Source organism: Methanobrevibacter sp. (assembly GCF_017539065.1).
Classification (GTDB): Archaea; Methanobacteriota; Methanobacteria; order Methanobacteriales; family Methanobacteriaceae; genus Methanocatella.
Genome location: NZ_JAFYHP010000031.1, coordinates 142272 through 158559 on the forward strand (window position 1 = coordinate 142272; position 16288 = coordinate 158559).

The following is a 16288-nucleotide window of genomic DNA, read 5'->3' on the forward strand; positions in this document are numbered from 1 at the left end:
AGATGAACTACTCAAGTGAAGCTTTCATTACAGCTCCAGTAATTTCTTGGATTTTAGCTTTGATGTCTTCAACTTCTTCTACAACTGTACCGGTTACAATGATGTCTCCACCGGCTTTCGCTGCCATATAAGCTGCTTTTCCATCACGGATTCCTCCACCGACTACTAAAATGTTTTTAGGTGCGGCTTTTTTAGAGTAAGCGACCATTTCAGGAGGCACCGGTTCTGGAACACCTGAACCTGCTTCAAGATAGAAGAATTTAATGCCGAACAATTCAGCAGACATCGCATAAACAGCAGCTATTTTAGGTTTGTTTCTAGGAACTAAATTAGCATCTCCAACCCATCCGACAGTACCTCCAGGTGCAACTACCATATAATGCATAGGTAGGATTTCCATACCTGAAGCTTTAACAGCAGGTGCTGCAATGGCTTGTGCGCCATTAATCCAGTGAGGATTTCTAGAATTCACATAACTCATGTAAAATATAGCATCAGCATATTTACTTACACTGCTTGTGTTTCCTGGGAAAATGATAACAGGCACTGCAATGTTTTCAGATAAAATTTTACATGTCTTATCAACATCATCTCCATTTACTGTTGATCCACCAATCATTATTCCATCACTGCCTCCTTCAATAGCTTGTGTTGCTATTTCTAAGGCTTCTTCAGGGGTTTGTTCATCAGGGTCAATTAATGTAAAATGAAGTTTTCTTGTTTTTAAAATATCCCTAATATAATTTTCAACGTCTTTCATATGAATACCTAAAAATAGTTTTGTCAAAAATAATATTTAATGTTTTATAAAAAAAATAGTTAAGTTAAAGAGAATATAATTATCCTCTTTGTTCTTTTGCTTTAAATCTTAAACCTTTGTAACCGCATTTTCTGCAAGTTGTAGCACCAGCAGGGTTACGAGCGTTACATTTTAAGCAGATTTTGATGTTAAACATTCTGTTTTCTGCTTCTTCAAATCTTGCCATTAATAATTCCTCCTTATAATCGTGAAAATCAATAATAATAAACTGTTATGAATACATAACTATTAATTAATTATTTTAAATTAATAGTATTTAAATGTTTAGTTAAAATGAGTTAAAATAAGGAAAAATCAACTTCTAAAAAAATTAAAAAATGAGATTTTAGGATTGGACCTAAAATCTTTGTATTCAACAGCCATATTCAATCGAAACCGAAGTCACTGTATCCGCCTTTACCAGATCCACTAGCTTTGCTTGAACTTCCACGACTACTTGAAGAGGAAGAACTGAATCCAAAATCACTGTATCCTCCACTTGAATAATCAGAGGAAGAGGAACTGGATGAACTAGTACTTGATGAACTGGATTGAACAGCAGATTGTGTTTTTTCAACAACATCAATTACATTGCCTGAACCAGGTGAACTGCCAGTGTCGTTGATTTTAATTTTTACACTAGGATCGTGGTATTTTACACTTTCCCAACATTGCAATAAAAGATTTTTATCGGAAGATTGTATCAATAGGGTGTCATTATATTGAGTATTTTTAACAAATACTGAATAGACTCCATCCTTTTCATATATTACAACATTATCTTCCTTCAATTTTTTCGCTCCGGTTGCAACATCATTCTTGAGTTTCTTCAACTCTTTTTCACTTGATGCAGCGGATAGATTTGAACAGCTTGTAATATTTATATCTGAGTCCTTATTCTTATAATGGAAAACTCCATCCTTATCCACTTTGTTGGTAACGTTTTTAGTATCCGGAACCTGCATATATGCAGATTTGCTTAAAAGAATTGTCTTTTGCTTGGCGGTTCCAACATGGGAATCATTAAATACGAAATAAGCTCCAATAATAGCAATTACCGCAATTATGGCAACAATTATAATGATTTTCTTTTTATCCATAATATCCATCCCCTATTAAATCTGAGAATCGTCCTGCGCAAGTATGATGTTGTTCTTATTAATCAGTTGCACATCAACCGCCTTAATGTTATTAGAATCGGATACTGTAGAACCGAACAGATATCCTGAACTTACAACCTGAGCATTTTCAAATGCAGTTTCTTTTGACTCAACCAAACTGCCGGACTGATCATAGAAGTCAACCACAATCACACACTTGTCTCCCGGTGAAGGGGTCGGTGAAATTGTTCCCTCTACGGTATAGGAGTAGTTCCAGTCAGTTTTCTGTTTTCTAACATCATCTACCTTAAAGTCAGTGATTTCCAGCTTGACATCACCTGCCTTCATCTGTGTGGCACCTGAATCTCCGGTATCACCGTTAAATGCCATGAAACCGATGACTCCAACAAGAAGCACAAGAACAACAGCTCCAAGAAGTATTAGTTTTTTGCGTTGTTTAATGGCATCTATAACAGTTCCCTTTGCTAATTCCCTAGTGTCCTTAACCAATATGTCAAATTTATCTTCAGGATTAGGATAGGCTTCTATCCTAGGTTTGTTCCTTAAAAAGAATTCCAAACCACCCTCTATTTTAGAATCATCAATTTGATACACCAATATTTTCTTATCAATCTCAAATGCGGTGTCTACTTCATTGTTAACGAAGTTGGACTGTTTGGAATTTTTTGAGTAAAGCAAAACCATAACCTTGGACTTTTCAATAGCTTCAGTTATTTCGGTAACTGAGGTAGTTACACGGGCATCCCTGTTTTTCATCCAACAGCGCAGCCTACTCTTTTCCAAAGTGTCACAAACATCCTTTGCCACATCTAAATCTCTTTCATCATAACAGATATACACATCATGAGCCATCAATAACCCACCATTCATTCTTCAAGTATATTATCGCTTTCTTCACTGTATATTACCTTATCGTTTGCATCCCTCAGTTCCACTGAAACCTTGGCGGTGTCCTTATTGTCGACTTCGATAGAGCCTAAGGTATTTCCTTCAATGTCGCTTACCTTGGTGTCGCTGCTGTCAATCACCTTGCCGGATGCATCGTAGTAATCAATGTGGACAACATCCTTAGAATCGGTCAAATTCTGAGAAACTGTTCCAAATACAGAGTAAACGTAATTATTATCACCGTAATCGTCTATACCAACATAGCCAATGCTGATTGCAGTTTCATTTACATCGCTAGATTCGTCATTTCCGTTAAGTATCATGAAGCCTGAAACGGCCACTATTAAAACAAGAACTGCTGCAATGATAGGCAATTTGTATCTTTTCCAAATGCCCGGAGGATCATAGTGAACTCCTCCTTCATCCTGACATTTCTGACAAAGGCCTGATGAATTGTATTCCTGATAAGCTTCCTTGTTTTTGAACTCTTCAGATTTCTTAAACATCCTATGGCATTTTATGCATTGCCCGTCCAAGTCCCAATGGGCCAGAATATTTTTAACTGTCACAACCACCTGATCATAGCAGCTTTGAAGTGTTTTATTCTCATCTTCAAGGGCTTCAGGAGAAGCATCTATCCATTGGGTGTTTTTCAAATAGAATTTCATATCCCGTTCGGGAAGCATCTCATCAACTTTTAAAGAAACAATACGCTTGTTGGTACTGAAAGCCGTGTGTATCTCCCCTGTCACATACTTGGATTCATGTGCCTCTTTCGAAAACACTAAAACAATAATTTTAGCTGCATTTAAACCCTTCATTATCTCATCAGCATAATTAGTGCCCGGTTTAATATTTCTAGGTGCAATCCAGCAGCCAATACCGTTATTCTCCAAGTTTTCACAGACCTCATCTGCAAACTCCTTGTTTTGAGACGAATAACTAATAAAAACATCATGATTCATGACTTCACCATTTAAACATGCTTATAATAAGATATTATATTTTTTTAATATATATAATAATGGATAGGTATGATTTATTTAAAAAAAATAGGGAGGAATAAATAAAGATTTATTCCCTTAAACTTTACGGAAATATTTTGGTCCTTTTACAGCGCTCTTCTTGAGTTTGATGCATGATGTAACAGACCCCTTATATTTGATGCTATACGGCATCAGCTTAACCTTATGCTTTCCAGCGGAAAAACTGTTGGTTGCAAATCCGACAGCACCGTTATAGGTTTCCTTTTTACCTTTAATCTTTTTGGTCTTGAGGACATATGTCTTGTATTTTTTGCCTGTATAAATCAAACATTTAATTTTTACGCCGTTTACTCCTTTTTTGGTCTTTTTGTTCAAGACAATGTAGGAAAGCAAAGACCCTCCCTTATCGTTTACTCTTGATTGAAGCTTATATTTCAGTACAGTTTGCTTTACAACAGTAATGGAAGACTTTAAACTGTTAAGGGTATATCCCTTATGTGAAGCGCTGACAACAATCTTATGGGTTCCTTTGGCCAGGGACTTTGTTTTATAGGAAACCTCGCCTTTGGAATTGGTATAAAGTGTCAGTGTTTTATATTTTTTGCCTGTGTAGACCTTTAAAGTGACTTTCATGTTTGCAATCGGATTGTTGTTTCTTGGATCAACAATCTTGATTGTCCATGCGGCAGCGCTTTTTAATGCAACAGTCAATTTGGAAGCCTTAATAACAGCGGTAGCCTTTTTAACTGTGATTCTTAAATCACTGTCAACTGCTGTGTGGTTTTCATCAGGAGTTGTGGTTACACGCAATGTATAGATTCCGACAGCTAAATTAGAAACAGTCAATACATTATTTGCAAATGTGATTTTTGCTTCCGGATGATTCAAAACGGCAATGTTTTTCTGTTGGATTGTTCCTCCTTTAACAGTGACGTAAATTGAACCGGATGCTGCGTATTCAAAAATCATACCTGCACTGAAAGTGACACTGGAGTTGATTTTGGTTCTGTTGAAAGTGTTGTCCTGTGAAATTATTAATTGACTTCCGTAAATCGCTTGGCCTTGAGTTTCACCATAGTCCAGAATGAAATAATTTGACATTACATTTGAACGAGAACCACTGTAAATATCGTTTCCTAAAATTGCAGTGTTTCCTTTAAAGAATGAGCCGTTAACAATATTATTTCTTCCCAAACTAATAGCTCCCCCATTGGAATTGTTAGCGTAATTGTCAGTGAAATTACATCCATTAATTTCTAAATTCTCACAATCACAATAAATCGCTCCTCCGCCGACATCAGAAGTACTATTTAAAGAGTTTGAAACGTAATTCTTATCAAATCTGCAATTGTAAATCCTGTTTTCACTGCCCCTTACAACAATTGCGCCTCCTTTTGACCCTACAGCATAATTGTTTTCGAAAGTGCAACCAATTACACTGGAATGAAGACCTCCCAATACGACAGCTCCACCATACTGGTCAGCACGATTGTCATTGAAAGTACAGTTTATTACATTTGAATTATCCCCATCAATCACAACTGCTCCGCCATACTGGTCAGCGCGATTGGCCTTGAAAACGCAGTTGGTTATATTACAGTTCTGGCCGGTCACCAATACTGCACCGGAATAACTGCCGCCAGCAATATTTCTATCAAATACACAGTTGTTTATTATGCCGTTATCGCCCTCAAAAAGGACAGCTCCTCCAAAACCATTATAATTGGCTTCAATGAACTTCAAATTATTTAAAACAACATTGGAAGTACTGGAGTCAATGTTGAATAACCTTTTTTTACTTAACGCAAAGGCATAATATTTTATGCTTGCCCCATCACCTTCGCCGGTGATGTTGAGTGTCTTATTAATTTTAACTTCGCTTTCTAATTCGAAGGTTCCATTGAGTATGATTGTATCTCCGTCATTGGCCGAATCAATCGCCTCTTGAATGCTCTGTCCTGAATTAACATGACGAATCTCATTCAAGACAACATCATTTTGGTTGCCGTTTAGCGATTCATCACTTATTGACACATCAGCAATATCCTCATTGGTATTTTCCATCATTTGAGCATCAATATCGGCTGCACTTACATTCGACATTACGAAAATGCTCAAAACGATAAGAAACAACAATACAATTTTCTTATTCATTTCTATTCCTCATTAAACTTTACGGAAGAATTTCGGACCTTTTGTAGCAGCCTTTTTGATTTTAATATAGGTTGTTACAGATCCTTTATATTTGATGCTGGATGGCATTAGAACAACCTTATGCTTACCGGCTGAAAAATCATTGGTTGAAAAACCAATTGCGCCTTTGTAAACCACTTTTCCATCTTTGATTTTCTTGGATTTTAGGGCATAAGTCTTGTATTTATTGCCGGTGTAGATTAAACATTTGATTTTAACGCCATTGATTCCTTTATTCTTTTTGTTCAATACAAGGTATGATCGTAAAGATCCTTTTTTATTATCTACTTTTTTGTGAAGCTTGAATTTCAAGGCAGTCTGCTTTACAACTGTAATGGATGAAGTAACCGGATTTAGATTGTATCCTGCATGTGATGCGCTAACAACAATCTTATGTGTGCCTTTGGTTAAATCTTTTGTTTTATATGATGCTTCGCCTTTGGAATTTGTTGTAAGAGTTACAGTCTTATATTTGCTGCCTGTATAAACCTTTAAAGTGACTTTCATATTTGCAATCGGATTGTTGTTTCTTGAATCAACAATCTTAATTGTCCATACGGCACCGCTTTTTAATGCAACAGTCAATTTGGAAGCCTTGATGACCGCCCTTGCCTTGTTAACAGTGACTCTCAAATCACCGTCAACAGCTGTATGGTTTTCATCGGGAGTGGTGGTTACACGCAATGTATAGGTGCCTACTGCAAGATTGGAAACAGTCAATACATTGTTTGCAAAGGTAATCTTTGCTTCTGGATGCTTCAGGACAACAATGTTTTTCTGTTGAATTGTTCCACCGTCAACAGTAACATAAATGGAACCTGTTGCTCCATATTCAAAAATCATACCTGCACTGAAGGTAACGCTGGAATTTGCCTTGGTCTTGTTGAAAATGTTGTTTTCCAATATCTTATAAAATTCCTTTTCATTTACGGCTATTGCATCGTGTTCGGTTTCACCATAATCAAGTACGAAAGTGTTTGAGGTTATGTTTTCACCATATACTATATCATTTCCTATTTTAGCCTTATTGCCTTTGAAAAATGAATTTATAAGAGAGTCATTTCCAGACAGACTGACAGCTCCTCCCCAACCGTTTTCGGCTTTATTGTCTATGAAGGTACAATTATCGATTATTGTTATGAAATCTGTTGCAGTAAATATTGCTCCTCCACCTTGAGGTTTGTCAGGATTAAAATAGCTATTGTCAATAGAATTGTCCCTAAATTCACAATCAACTATCCTGATATTTTCAGTTGTATCCAATATGGCAATTGCACCACCATAGTCACTGCACTTGTTATTGACGAAAGTAGAATTTATCACACTGCAATTGCATTGTTCATATATAACCAATGCTCCGCCATAAGCATTACTTTCTGAGTCTTCAGCAATATTGTCTCTAAATACGCTATTGCGTATGATTCCTGAAGTACCATTCCATAAGATAGCTCCTCCGTATTTTGCACGGTTATTTGTGAATGTACAATTGGTTACATTACAATAGTTACCGGACATTAGAAGAGCTCCGCCAATGGCATAATCACGTACAGCAGAGTTGTCTGTAAATTCACAATTTTCTAGGGATCCTTCATCTCCCAACCAAGTTATTGCTCCTCCAAATGCAAATACGCTTCCAATGAATTTGATGTTGCTTATAACGACTTTTGAAGCATTGACGCAAAAGAATGGAGTCTCAAGCGGATTGGATCCGTTATATCTCAGAACCGCTCCATCGCCAAGGCCGACAATTTTAACAGATTTATTGATATTAATCAGATAATCGCAGGTATAATTTCCCTCAAGAGTAATTGTCGCTCCCTCTTCTGCTTCATCTATCTGGTCTTGAATATCCCGATATTCGGGATTCACATCACCAATTTCATCATTTGAATCTTCAATTAAGTCAGATTCATCCATAACATTAATTTCATCTATGCTTTGAGCTTCAATATCACTTGAATTGTCGCAGGACGTGACATCACAATCATCTGCTGCGCTTGCATGTGATATTGAACATATGCATATCAATAGAAATAAAAGCAATATTATTTTTTTGTTCATTTGCAAATCTCCCATTCATAATATAATTTTAAAGCTTGTGGGAATAGAGTTGTCGTTTTTTGGCTGCCTTCTTGATTATCATGGATGTCTTTGCAGATCCTCCATATTTGATACTGGCCGGCATAATAACGACCTTGTGCTTTCCAACTGAAAGTTCATTTGTTGCAAAACCCATTGCTCCATTGTATTTTCCGCTTTTCTTAGATTTTAATGTAACAGTTTTAACATTTTTACCTGTGTAAATCAATAATTTAATTTTCACTCCATTTATTCCTTTTTTGGTTTTTTTATTCATTACTATATAAGATACCAATGCTCCGTTTTTATCATTTGTTCTCTTTTGAAGTTTGAATTTCACTGCAGTTTGTTTAATGACTTTAATTGAAGAATAGAATGGATTCAACTTATATCCAGCATGATTTGTACTTACAACCACTTTATGAGTGCCTTTAGATAAGCTTTTAGTTTGATAGCTTGCCACTCCTTTGGAATTTGTGGTAACAGAGGCAGTTTTATAATTTTTACCTGTGTAAACTTTTAATGTTAATTTCAAACCACTTATTGGTTTTCCTGTTTTTGAGTTAATGATTGTAATTTTCCACAAAGTGCCTTTTTTAAGTGCAACTGTGATTTTAGAAGCCTTAACAACAGCGGAAATCTTATTAACTGTAATGGTAGTAGTTTCAGTTACTGAATAATAGTTTTCAAACGGAGTGGTTGTAACGCGCAAGGTATAAGTGCCTACACCCAATCCTGAGACAATGATTTTATTGCCTTCAAACCTTGGTTTTATTTCAGGATGATTGTCAACACTGATTCCGCTACTTTTAATTGTTCCTCCAATAATTGACACTACGGTTGAGCCGGAACCTCCATAAGTAAATGTAATCGGAGATAATGTAATTTTAGAATCAATTTTATTATTCGAATTGCCGTCTGAAATTTCAATGTTTTGCATAACCGCTTCAAAATCCATATATTGGCCGTTTGCAGCGACTAAAACTGAGTAGATTCCAGGTGCAAATGGCATGACATATGTTGCAATGCCCTTATTGTTAGTAACCAGTTCAATAGGATCCAAATCATCGAATCTGAGAGTTACTTTAACATTGGTGAAAAGTTCTCCGGTATTGGAATTGAATAGTTTTATATTTAAAGTATTGCCATTTACCTGTGTCAATGAGATTTTTCCGTATAATGTTGAAATATAAAAATCAAGTTGTTCATCATTCACTTCACTGCTTTCACCGATTACCTTTGCATAAACATTATATGAACCCGGAACAAAATCAACATTATAGCGAGCAATTCCCTCGTCATTTGTAGTTACGTTAACGTTTTGTCTGTTTGAAAACTGAAGGTTTATTAAAACATCTGAAACAGGCTGATTGGTATTCAAATCCACAAGTTTGAATATAAGGCGACTATGATTATAAAAATATCCCTCTTGCTGAATGGTCAAAAATCCCTTGTAGTTATTAATCTGAATCACAACATTCCGTGAAATAGGCTTTGTAGAATCATCACCTGCAAAAGCAACGGTTATAGTGTAATTGCCAGCATTTTTCAAGTAATCCTTAACGTTGAACTTGGCCTGGCCTTGTGAGTCTGTTGTAATGTTATATGAGGCATTATTTACATTAAATGTTACTGGCTTATAAGCTATCGCACCGCGAAGGTCTGTTAATGTGGCAACCAAGTATCCGTTAATGCCTGAATAAAATATCCGGTTATCATTGAAATTCAAATCGGGATTGTATTTATTTATTTTGACTGTGGCGTTTTTTGAAACGGACTTGTCATACTCATCGCCTGAAAAACTGACACCAACAACATATTCACCAGCCTGATTCAAATAATCAGCCACGTTGATTGTTGCTGAACCGCTTGCATCAGTGTAATTTACATGATCAATGTTGTTAATCTTAAAGATGATTTTCTTATTGGTCAAAGGACCTCGCAAATCAGACAGATTGGCAACCAAAAATCCGTCACTACCGACATAAATGGTTAAGTCATTGTGAGTCAATTCAGAATCATATCTATTTATGTTAACTGTTATGTTTTTTGAAGCAGACTTGTCATACTCATCGCCTGAAAAACTGACACCAACAACATATTCCCCGGCCATACCCAAATAATCAGCCACATTTATTGAAGCCAAACCATTACTATCAGTGGATTTGACATGATTTGTGCCGTTTATTTTAAATATGATGTCCTTATTGGCCAAAGGACCTCGCAAATCAGACAGATTGGCAACCAAAAATCCATCACTTCCCATATAGAATGATATATCATCAACAACTAAAAATGAATCTAAAATTTGTGATATGATGACGTTGGATTTTGTCGAAACAGGGAAATTCATGTCATCTCCAAGATATGTGGAGGTTATTGTATAATTTCCTTCATTGGTCAGGTAATTGCGAATATTGAATTGATAGATACCATTTGAATCTGTTTTAAAAGTATGATTTTGACCGTTTATTGTGAAAATAACGTTTTTATTTGATAACGGCCCTCTAACATCAGAGAGATTGGCAACTAAAAAGCCGTCCTGACCTATAAAAAGTACTAAATCATTGACTTTAAGATGGGAATTGTAATAAAAGTTTATATTGTTAGGAGCAATGTCGAAAATGCAGTCTGTGACATTATATATAATTCCAGTAGACCTTAACTTTAAATAACTATCATCACCGGAATTTTCAAAAATACTATTCTCAATATTTAGATATTTACCATTCTCAAAGTATAATATACCTCCCTGATTTGCAGAGTTACCTGTAAAATTGCAGGAAGTGATGTTTAGATATTGGGTACTATCACATGTCCAATAAAATACACCCCCCTTATCTGCAGAATTATTAATAAAAGTACAATTTGTAACATTGAGCCCATATCCTGTTTGAGCTGCACCTCCCTTTCCATCTGCATGATTATCAATAAAAATACAATTCAATAAAAAATTATTGTTATTGCAAGTTCCTGCCATTGCACCACCATCTACAGTAGCATAATTATTAATAAAAGTGCAATTCACTGCGCTACATCCACCACCTTCTATAGCACCACCATAAGTAGCAGTATTATTAATAAAAGTACAATTGATTGGGCAAGAGCCAGGACCGGAAATAGCTCCGCCGTTACTGCTAGCAGAATTATTAATAAAAATACAATTGATAGCTGTTTTCGTATAATACAATGCACCACCACTTTCATCAGAATTACCGATAAAAGAACAATTCACTACAGAACAATCATACAAATGACAATTGATATTATCACTAAAATTACAGCCCAGTACAGAACAATCAGACAAAGGACAATTAATATTATCACTAAAAGTACAATTCACTACAGAACAATCAGACAAAGGACAATTAATATTATCACTAAAAGTACAATTCACAGCAGAGCCATTACCATTACCATACGAAAACTTAATAATTTTACCTTTAACTATAGAATTACTAATAAACGAACAATTAACAATATAAAAATCATTAGAAATAGCATTGAATGAAATTACAGCCCCATTTGCAGAATTACCTGTAAAACGACAATTTATAATGTGATTTCCATAACAACGAGAATAATAAATAGTTCCCTCCGAACTCCCAGAATTGTTAATAAAAGTACAGTTCTCAACAGAACCAATGTTTTCAGAATAATCATTATCAAAGTAAATGGCATCACCCCTAGGACCGGAATTATTAATAAAAGTACAATTAATTACCATTTTAGGACAAGTTAATGCACCACCACCATAAGTGGCAGTATTATTAATAAAAGTACAATTTATAAAAGAACCTCCATAACAAGCACCAGCATACATAGATTTAGCATTAACAAATGTTATGCCTTTAAATGTTACCCCACCAGTTACAGAAGAGGATACATCAAATAATTTCACAGAATTTAGACCATCAACTATTGGATTGTTAATTCCAATAATTTCTACTGATTTTCCAACAGAAATAAGATCTGAAAAAGAGTAATAACCATTTAGAATAATAGTGTCTCCATCACTAGCGCTTGATATAGAAGATTTAATCTCTGAGAAGTTATTCGGATAATAAGTATTGGATAAAACTTCCGCATTGTTATTTGCTTCCAGCTCAACAGTATCATCACTGATTGAAATAGATTCAATATTTTCCGTAATTTCATTATCAAAAGTTGATATATCACTTTCATTTAAATCACTAGCGCTTGCCGAAGAAATCGTCAATGTTGCTACCAGACACACCATAAGCACTAGCATCAAATGCTTTTTGTTTAAAATAAATAAAACCCCCGCATATATAATAAATTTTACAATTTGAAATTTATTATTATATATAATAATATTATGATTTAATGAAGTATATATGTATTTATATTAAAAAATCTATAAAATTTTCACTGAAAAAAGAAAAAAGAAAATCATTTTCTCTATTAAACTGATAGTATTTCTTGGATTGAATTCTAGTTTAATTGTATTGATAATTTAATCTAAAAAAAAGAAAATTAGCTTTCTGAATTGATGCCCTTTTCGGCCAGAAAGGCATTTTGAACCTGTACCACTTCAGCGCTTGTATCCGCCTCGCTGTAGGCTTCAAGCAAATCGTGGTTCAATTCAAGGAACGTATGGCCCCACTTATAACCGTTCATCAAATCAATGGCTTCATCCTTAAAACGAGTTATATAAAGTGTGGCACTGATTGCCTCAACTGTTGACAGGATGCATGCCTTGCCGTAGTTTACGGGATTTGTTGCAATCAAAAAAGGCAATGAGCGATGGTATTTTGACAGAGCAAAGAATTTTTTAGAACTTGACACTTCATTCCATGAGCAGTCAAGTCCCACAATTCCTCTCCTTTGCACATAACGGTAGTCTTCATATGATACGGCTTTTTCGGCATATGGATTGAGAACTATTGCACCTGAGGGAATCTTGTTTATATTGTCAACTAATCTGCATTTCCCCATTTTTGCCAATTTAATGGCTGTGCATTTTTTCTTGTCGCACTCATTTGCATGAAAAACCGTAATTTTCATCTAGACATATCCTTCCAATGCGGATGTATTACCGGATTTGTACTCTTTAATTAATTCCATTTGCTGTGCAAACTGATCTTCGGTTAAACCGAATTCCTCATTGATTTTAGGAACATCACTGCTTTCTTTTAAAGTTATGCTATTGAGCAAAGGCTCAATATAATCCTTATAAGCATCACCATATACGGTTGTTCCATTGACTTTGGATTTAGCATCAAAAATGGAATATATTAAATATCCTTGTTTTTCACCTTGTGATTGGCAAATGATAATGTTCATTGTGTTGTCATCGGATGCTGTATCGTTTCCTTCAACCGCTTGGGTAAAGTAAATATTCCAATCGTTGCCGTTGATGGTACGTTTTTCCGGATTCATGACTCCTTGAATATAGTATATGTCCATTAAAGCGTCTGAATCGTCGACTGTTGAGATATTATATGTTATTTTATTTTCTTTATCCACATATGAGCGCATATAAGCTTCATCGTCATTTGCTAATTTGACTTTTCCAACAAAGCTACCGTCCATGAATTCTGTTTCAAATGGAGTAGTTTCAGTTGGCGCTTTACTTTCTCCATTTAATATTCCAGAAGCCAATATGCCTCCTGCAATCGCAATGACTGCAATGATTGCTACCAAAATTATAATAATATTCTTATTTTCCATTGAATAATACTCCTTTAATTCTGAGTTATATAATACTGTTTAGTAAAAAGTGTTTAATATAAGTTTTTGCAGATATTTAAATAGGTTATTTCTATGAATAAAAAATTAAAATATGAAATATTGCTCATTATTTTGGTAATAGTCGTAATATTCAATTTGGCGATTATTATCAGCGAAGTTACAAAAGGTCCAGACAATGTCTATAATGTAACCACAGTCGGAAGCAATGCGAATGGAACTGTCTACAAGATTATAGCAGGAAATCCATCTTCAAATGAAACTGTCGGCATCATCCTTGGAGTTCACCCAAGGGAACATGAAATCCATGAAGAGGTCAACAAGACAATCTACAACATCACCTCAGAGAACGGAACTAAGGATTTAAGTAAAAGGTATGTGATCTACTACATCAAAACCATTCCTAGCCTCACTTCACATGACGAAACAAGAGCCGCCGGTGAAGAGCTGGCGAACAAGTTCGTTGTTCCGAATATTGTTAAAGACGACCCATTTTTAGTTGTCGATGTTCATGAGATAAATCCGGAGTATGAATATTCCAATTTCATATTTAGCTTATCGAACAGAACCGATGACATCGACAGGTATATTACAAAAATAGCGAATGACGTTAATCTTGTAAATTTCCAGTTTGATGAGGGTACCAGTCCTGAAAAGGTTACAATGCCTATAGCCGATAAAGGTCTCAATACTTTTCTTATGGAAACTTCAATTACAGATCCGATTAATCAGAAACATCAAACTGCAGTGAATCTAATCAGGAGTTTGGATGGAATAGAAGTGTGATATTATGGAAAAAATCCGTGGAATTCTAATTGGCCGTATGCAGCCCGTTCATAATGGACATATGGAAGTTATCAAACAGATTTTAACCGAAGTGGATGAAATCATCATCGGTATTGGCAGTGCTCAGTTAAGCCATGAGATAAAAGATCCATTTACTGCAGGCGAAAGGCTGGTGATGATGAATCAGGCTTTGGCTGAAATAGAAGTTGACCCATCAAGATATTATATTATCCCAATGCAGGACATTAATTTCAATGCAATTTGGCCTTCACATGTTAAAATGTTAACTCCGCCATTTGACATTGTTTATTCAGGAAATCCATTGGTTAAACAATTATTCTGCGAAGAGGGTTATGAAGTAAGGCAACCTCCTCTTTATGACCGCCTTCACCTATCAGGTACTGAGGTTAGGCGCCGCATAATTAACGATGAGCCTTGGCAACACTTAGTGCCTAATGCTACAGTCGAGTTGATTAGAGAGATAAATGGTATTGAGCGAATTAAAAATTTATCCAAAAAAGAAGTTAGTGATATATAACAATAGTTATATACTATAACGTCCCATTTTAAATTAGGAGATTATAATATGACAGTAAGAGTTATCGAAGCAAAAGAAGATAAAATAACAACCGCCGATTTAATAGCTGAATTGAAAAAAAGCAGCAAAGTAGATTATTCAGGTGCAATATTCACATTTGAAGGCATAGTTCGTGGAAAAGAAGAAAACATGAACCTGGAAAAGTTGATCTTAACAACCCCTGACAGGGAAAAAACTCAAAGCGAAATTGAAAAAATTGTTGAAAATGCAAAAATCAAATATAACGTTCATGAAATCTCAGTTGTTCACTACATTGGTGAGTTCTACACCGGAGATATGTTATTTTTAGTGGCTGTGCTTGGAAATCACAGACAAGAGACACTTGACGCATTAAAAGAAGTTATTGAAACCGTCAAATATGAAGTTGAATTTAAAAAAGAAGAAATATCAAAAGAAGGCACTAAAACTATCCTCGCAGGAGGATAGATATGATAACCTTCATGTTTATTTTAAGACTAATTATATTATTTTTAGTTATTTATGCAATTATAAAAAATTTAAAAACACTTTTAAAAGCTGGTGTGATTGTTTTAATAGTTTTAATATTATTAGGGTTAATAGGATATTAGTCCTATTTACCTATAATCACTTCAGTAGATTTGATAATAGCGGTTACATCATCACCTTCAGCTAAACCTAATTTTTCAGCAGACTCTTTAGTAATTACTGCAGTGATAACATTAGGTTCGGTTACTTCGATTTTGATGTTAGCCATAACAGCGCCAAGATTGACACTTGTGATTTTACCTTGTAATTGGTTTCTTCCACTAAGTTGCATTCTATCACTCCGTATTTATTTTCCTATGATTACTTCGGTTGATTTGATGATTGCAGTTACGTCATCGCCTTCAGCTAAACCTAATTTTTCAGCAGACTCTTTAGTGATAACAGCTGTAATTGTGTTAGGTTCTGAAATTTCGATTTTGATGTTTGCCATAACAGCTCCGAGTTCGACATTTGTAATTTTACCGTTTAATTGATTTCTTGCACTAAGTTTCATTTTAATATCCTCCTTAAATAATAATTATATCTATTTACCTATAATAACTTCGGTTGATTTGATGATTGCAGTTACGTCATCGCCTTCAGCTAAACCTAATTTTTCAGCAGACTCTTTAGTGATAAC

The 16288-nt window shown here is 35.1% G+C and carries 17 protein-coding genes; 4 read left to right on the forward strand and 13 right to left on the reverse strand.

The genetic code is table 11. The annotated features are described in order from the left end of the window. Window positions 1-7: 7 nt before the first annotated feature. The 10 genes from IKS50_RS09045 to IKS50_RS09090 form a co-directional block, all read right to left on the reverse strand. Entirely contained in the window at window positions 8-760 is a 753-nt protein-coding gene (locus tag IKS50_RS09045; protein WP_292848743.1) for a geranylgeranylglyceryl/heptaprenylglyceryl phosphate synthase, read from the reverse strand. Between the two features lie 79 nt (window positions 761-839). Beyond that, a complete protein-coding gene (locus tag IKS50_RS09050; RefSeq protein WP_292793602.1) occupies window positions 840-986 on the reverse strand; it encodes a 50S ribosomal protein L40e in 147 nt (48 codons plus the stop codon). 199 nt (window positions 987-1185) lie between these two features. Continuing rightward, the gene (locus IKS50_RS09055) at window positions 1186-1899 is read right to left on the reverse strand and encodes a hypothetical protein (RefSeq protein ID WP_292848746.1); all 714 of its coding nucleotides are present in this window, start codon (window positions 1897-1899) and stop codon (window positions 1186-1188) included. Window positions 1900-1914: 15 nt separating this feature from the next. Further along, window positions 1915-2772, reverse strand: coding sequence for a toll/interleukin-1 receptor domain-containing protein (locus IKS50_RS09060; RefSeq protein WP_292848749.1), 858 nt, complete (start codon window positions 2770-2772; stop codon window positions 1915-1917). A gap of 14 nt (window positions 2773-2786) precedes the next feature. Next, a complete protein-coding gene (locus tag IKS50_RS09065; protein ID WP_292848752.1) occupies window positions 2787-3773 on the reverse strand; it encodes a toll/interleukin-1 receptor domain-containing protein in 987 nt (328 codons plus the stop codon). A gap of 117 nt (window positions 3774-3890) precedes the next feature. After that, on the reverse strand, window positions 3891-5948 hold the full coding sequence (locus tag IKS50_RS09070) for a hypothetical protein (RefSeq protein ID WP_292848755.1): 2058 nt from the start codon (window positions 5946-5948) through the stop codon (window positions 3891-3893). A 12-nt stretch (window positions 5949-5960) separates the two neighbouring features. Further along, the gene (locus IKS50_RS09075) at window positions 5961-8048 is read right to left on the reverse strand and encodes a SpaA isopeptide-forming pilin-related protein (RefSeq protein WP_292848758.1); all 2088 of its coding nucleotides are present in this window, start codon (window positions 8046-8048) and stop codon (window positions 5961-5963) included. A gap of 28 nt (window positions 8049-8076) precedes the next feature. Continuing rightward, the gene (locus IKS50_RS09080; RefSeq protein ID WP_292848760.1) at window positions 8077-12306 is read right to left on the reverse strand and encodes a hypothetical protein; all 4230 of its coding nucleotides are present in this window, start codon (window positions 12304-12306) and stop codon (window positions 8077-8079) included. Between the two features lie 257 nt (window positions 12307-12563). Then, entirely contained in the window at window positions 12564-13094 is a 531-nt protein-coding gene (locus IKS50_RS09085; protein ID WP_292848763.1) for a DUF367 family protein, read from the reverse strand. Beyond that, window positions 13095-13760 carry a hypothetical protein gene (locus IKS50_RS09090; RefSeq protein ID WP_292848766.1) on the reverse strand — a complete coding sequence of 222 codons (666 nt, stop codon included), beginning with the start codon at window positions 13758-13760 and terminating at the stop codon, window positions 13095-13097. Between the two features lie 93 nt (window positions 13761-13853). Between IKS50_RS09090 and IKS50_RS09095 the strand changes: the two genes are divergently transcribed. The 4 genes from IKS50_RS09095 to IKS50_RS09110 are packed head-to-tail and all read left to right on the forward strand — an operon-like array spanning window position 13854 to window position 15731. Beyond that, window positions 13854-14564, forward strand: a complete 711-nt coding sequence (locus IKS50_RS09095) for a hypothetical protein (protein WP_292848769.1) — start codon at window positions 13854-13856, stop codon at window positions 14562-14564. A gap of 4 nt (window positions 14565-14568) precedes the next feature. Continuing rightward, complete coding sequence (locus IKS50_RS09100) at window positions 14569-15102, forward strand: nicotinamide-nucleotide adenylyltransferase (protein ID WP_292848772.1); 534 nt, start codon at window positions 14569-14571, stop codon at window positions 15100-15102. A gap of 48 nt (window positions 15103-15150) precedes the next feature. Beyond that, complete coding sequence (locus IKS50_RS09105) at window positions 15151-15588, forward strand: molybdenum cofactor biosynthesis protein MoaE (protein ID WP_292848775.1); 438 nt, start codon at window positions 15151-15153, stop codon at window positions 15586-15588. A gap of 2 nt (window positions 15589-15590) precedes the next feature. Next, a complete protein-coding gene (locus IKS50_RS09110) occupies window positions 15591-15731 on the forward strand; it encodes a hypothetical protein (protein ID WP_292848778.1) in 141 nt (46 codons plus the stop codon). A 2-nt stretch (window positions 15732-15733) separates the two neighbouring features. Here the strand turns inward: IKS50_RS09110 and IKS50_RS09115 are convergent, their stop codons facing one another. From IKS50_RS09115 to IKS50_RS09125, 3 genes are read right to left on the reverse strand one after another with little or no spacing between them, the layout of a single operon-like run. Beyond that, window positions 15734-15940 carry a molybdopterin-binding protein gene (locus IKS50_RS09115; protein ID WP_292848781.1) on the reverse strand — a complete coding sequence of 69 codons (207 nt, stop codon included), beginning with the start codon at window positions 15938-15940 and terminating at the stop codon, window positions 15734-15736. Window positions 15941-15955: 15 nt separating this feature from the next. Continuing rightward, a complete protein-coding gene (locus IKS50_RS09120; RefSeq protein ID WP_292848784.1) occupies window positions 15956-16162 on the reverse strand; it encodes a molybdopterin-binding protein in 207 nt (68 codons plus the stop codon). 30 nt (window positions 16163-16192) lie between these two features. Next, window positions 16193-16285 (reverse strand): TOBE domain-containing protein, encoded by a 93-nt coding sequence (locus IKS50_RS09125; RefSeq protein ID WP_394357530.1) that lies wholly within the window; start codon window positions 16283-16285, stop codon window positions 16193-16195. Window positions 16286-16288 lie beyond the last annotated feature (3 nt).

Excerpts from the sequence above, each read along its gene's own strand:
- IKS50_RS09045 (WP_292848743.1), bottom strand. The coding sequence starts at position 760 with ATGAAAGACGTTGAAAATTATATTAGGGATATTTTAAAAACAAGAAAA.
- IKS50_RS09050 (WP_292793602.1), bottom strand. The coding sequence starts at position 986 with ATGGCAAGATTTGAAGAAGCAGAAAACAGAATGTTTAACATCAAAATC.
- IKS50_RS09055 (WP_292848746.1), bottom strand. The coding sequence starts at position 1,899 with ATGGATAAAAAGAAAATCATTATAATTGTTGCCATAATTGCGGTAATT.
- IKS50_RS09060 (WP_292848749.1), bottom strand. The coding sequence starts at position 2,772 with ATGGCTCATGATGTGTATATCTGTTATGATGAAAGAGATTTAGATGTG.
- IKS50_RS09065 (WP_292848752.1), bottom strand. The coding sequence starts at position 3,773 with ATGAATCATGATGTTTTTATTAGTTATTCGTCTCAAAACAAGGAGTTT.
- IKS50_RS09070 (WP_292848755.1), bottom strand. The coding sequence starts at position 5,948 with ATGAATAAGAAAATTGTATTGTTGTTTCTTATCGTTTTGAGCATTTTC.
- IKS50_RS09075 (WP_292848758.1), bottom strand. The coding sequence starts at position 8,048 with ATGAACAAAAAAATAATATTGCTTTTATTTCTATTGATATGCATATGT.
- IKS50_RS09080 (WP_292848760.1), bottom strand. The coding sequence starts at position 12,306 with ATGGTGTGTCTGGTAGCAACATTGACGATTTCTTCGGCAAGCGCTAGT.
- IKS50_RS09085 (WP_292848763.1), bottom strand. The coding sequence starts at position 13,094 with ATGAAAATTACGGTTTTTCATGCAAATGAGTGCGACAAGAAAAAATGC.
- IKS50_RS09090 (WP_292848766.1), bottom strand. The coding sequence starts at position 13,760 with ATGGAAAATAAGAATATTATTATAATTTTGGTAGCAATCATTGCAGTC.
- IKS50_RS09095 (WP_292848769.1), top strand. The coding sequence starts at position 13,854 with ATGAATAAAAAATTAAAATATGAAATATTGCTCATTATTTTGGTAATA.
- IKS50_RS09100 (WP_292848772.1), top strand. The coding sequence starts at position 14,569 with ATGGAAAAAATCCGTGGAATTCTAATTGGCCGTATGCAGCCCGTTCAT.
- IKS50_RS09105 (WP_292848775.1), top strand. The coding sequence starts at position 15,151 with ATGACAGTAAGAGTTATCGAAGCAAAAGAAGATAAAATAACAACCGCC.
- IKS50_RS09110 (WP_292848778.1), top strand. The coding sequence starts at position 15,591 with ATGATAACCTTCATGTTTATTTTAAGACTAATTATATTATTTTTAGTT.
- IKS50_RS09115 (WP_292848781.1), bottom strand. The coding sequence starts at position 15,940 with ATGCAACTTAGTGGAAGAAACCAATTACAAGGTAAAATCACAAGTGTC.
- IKS50_RS09120 (WP_292848784.1), bottom strand. The coding sequence starts at position 16,162 with ATGAAACTTAGTGCAAGAAATCAATTAAACGGTAAAATTACAAATGTC.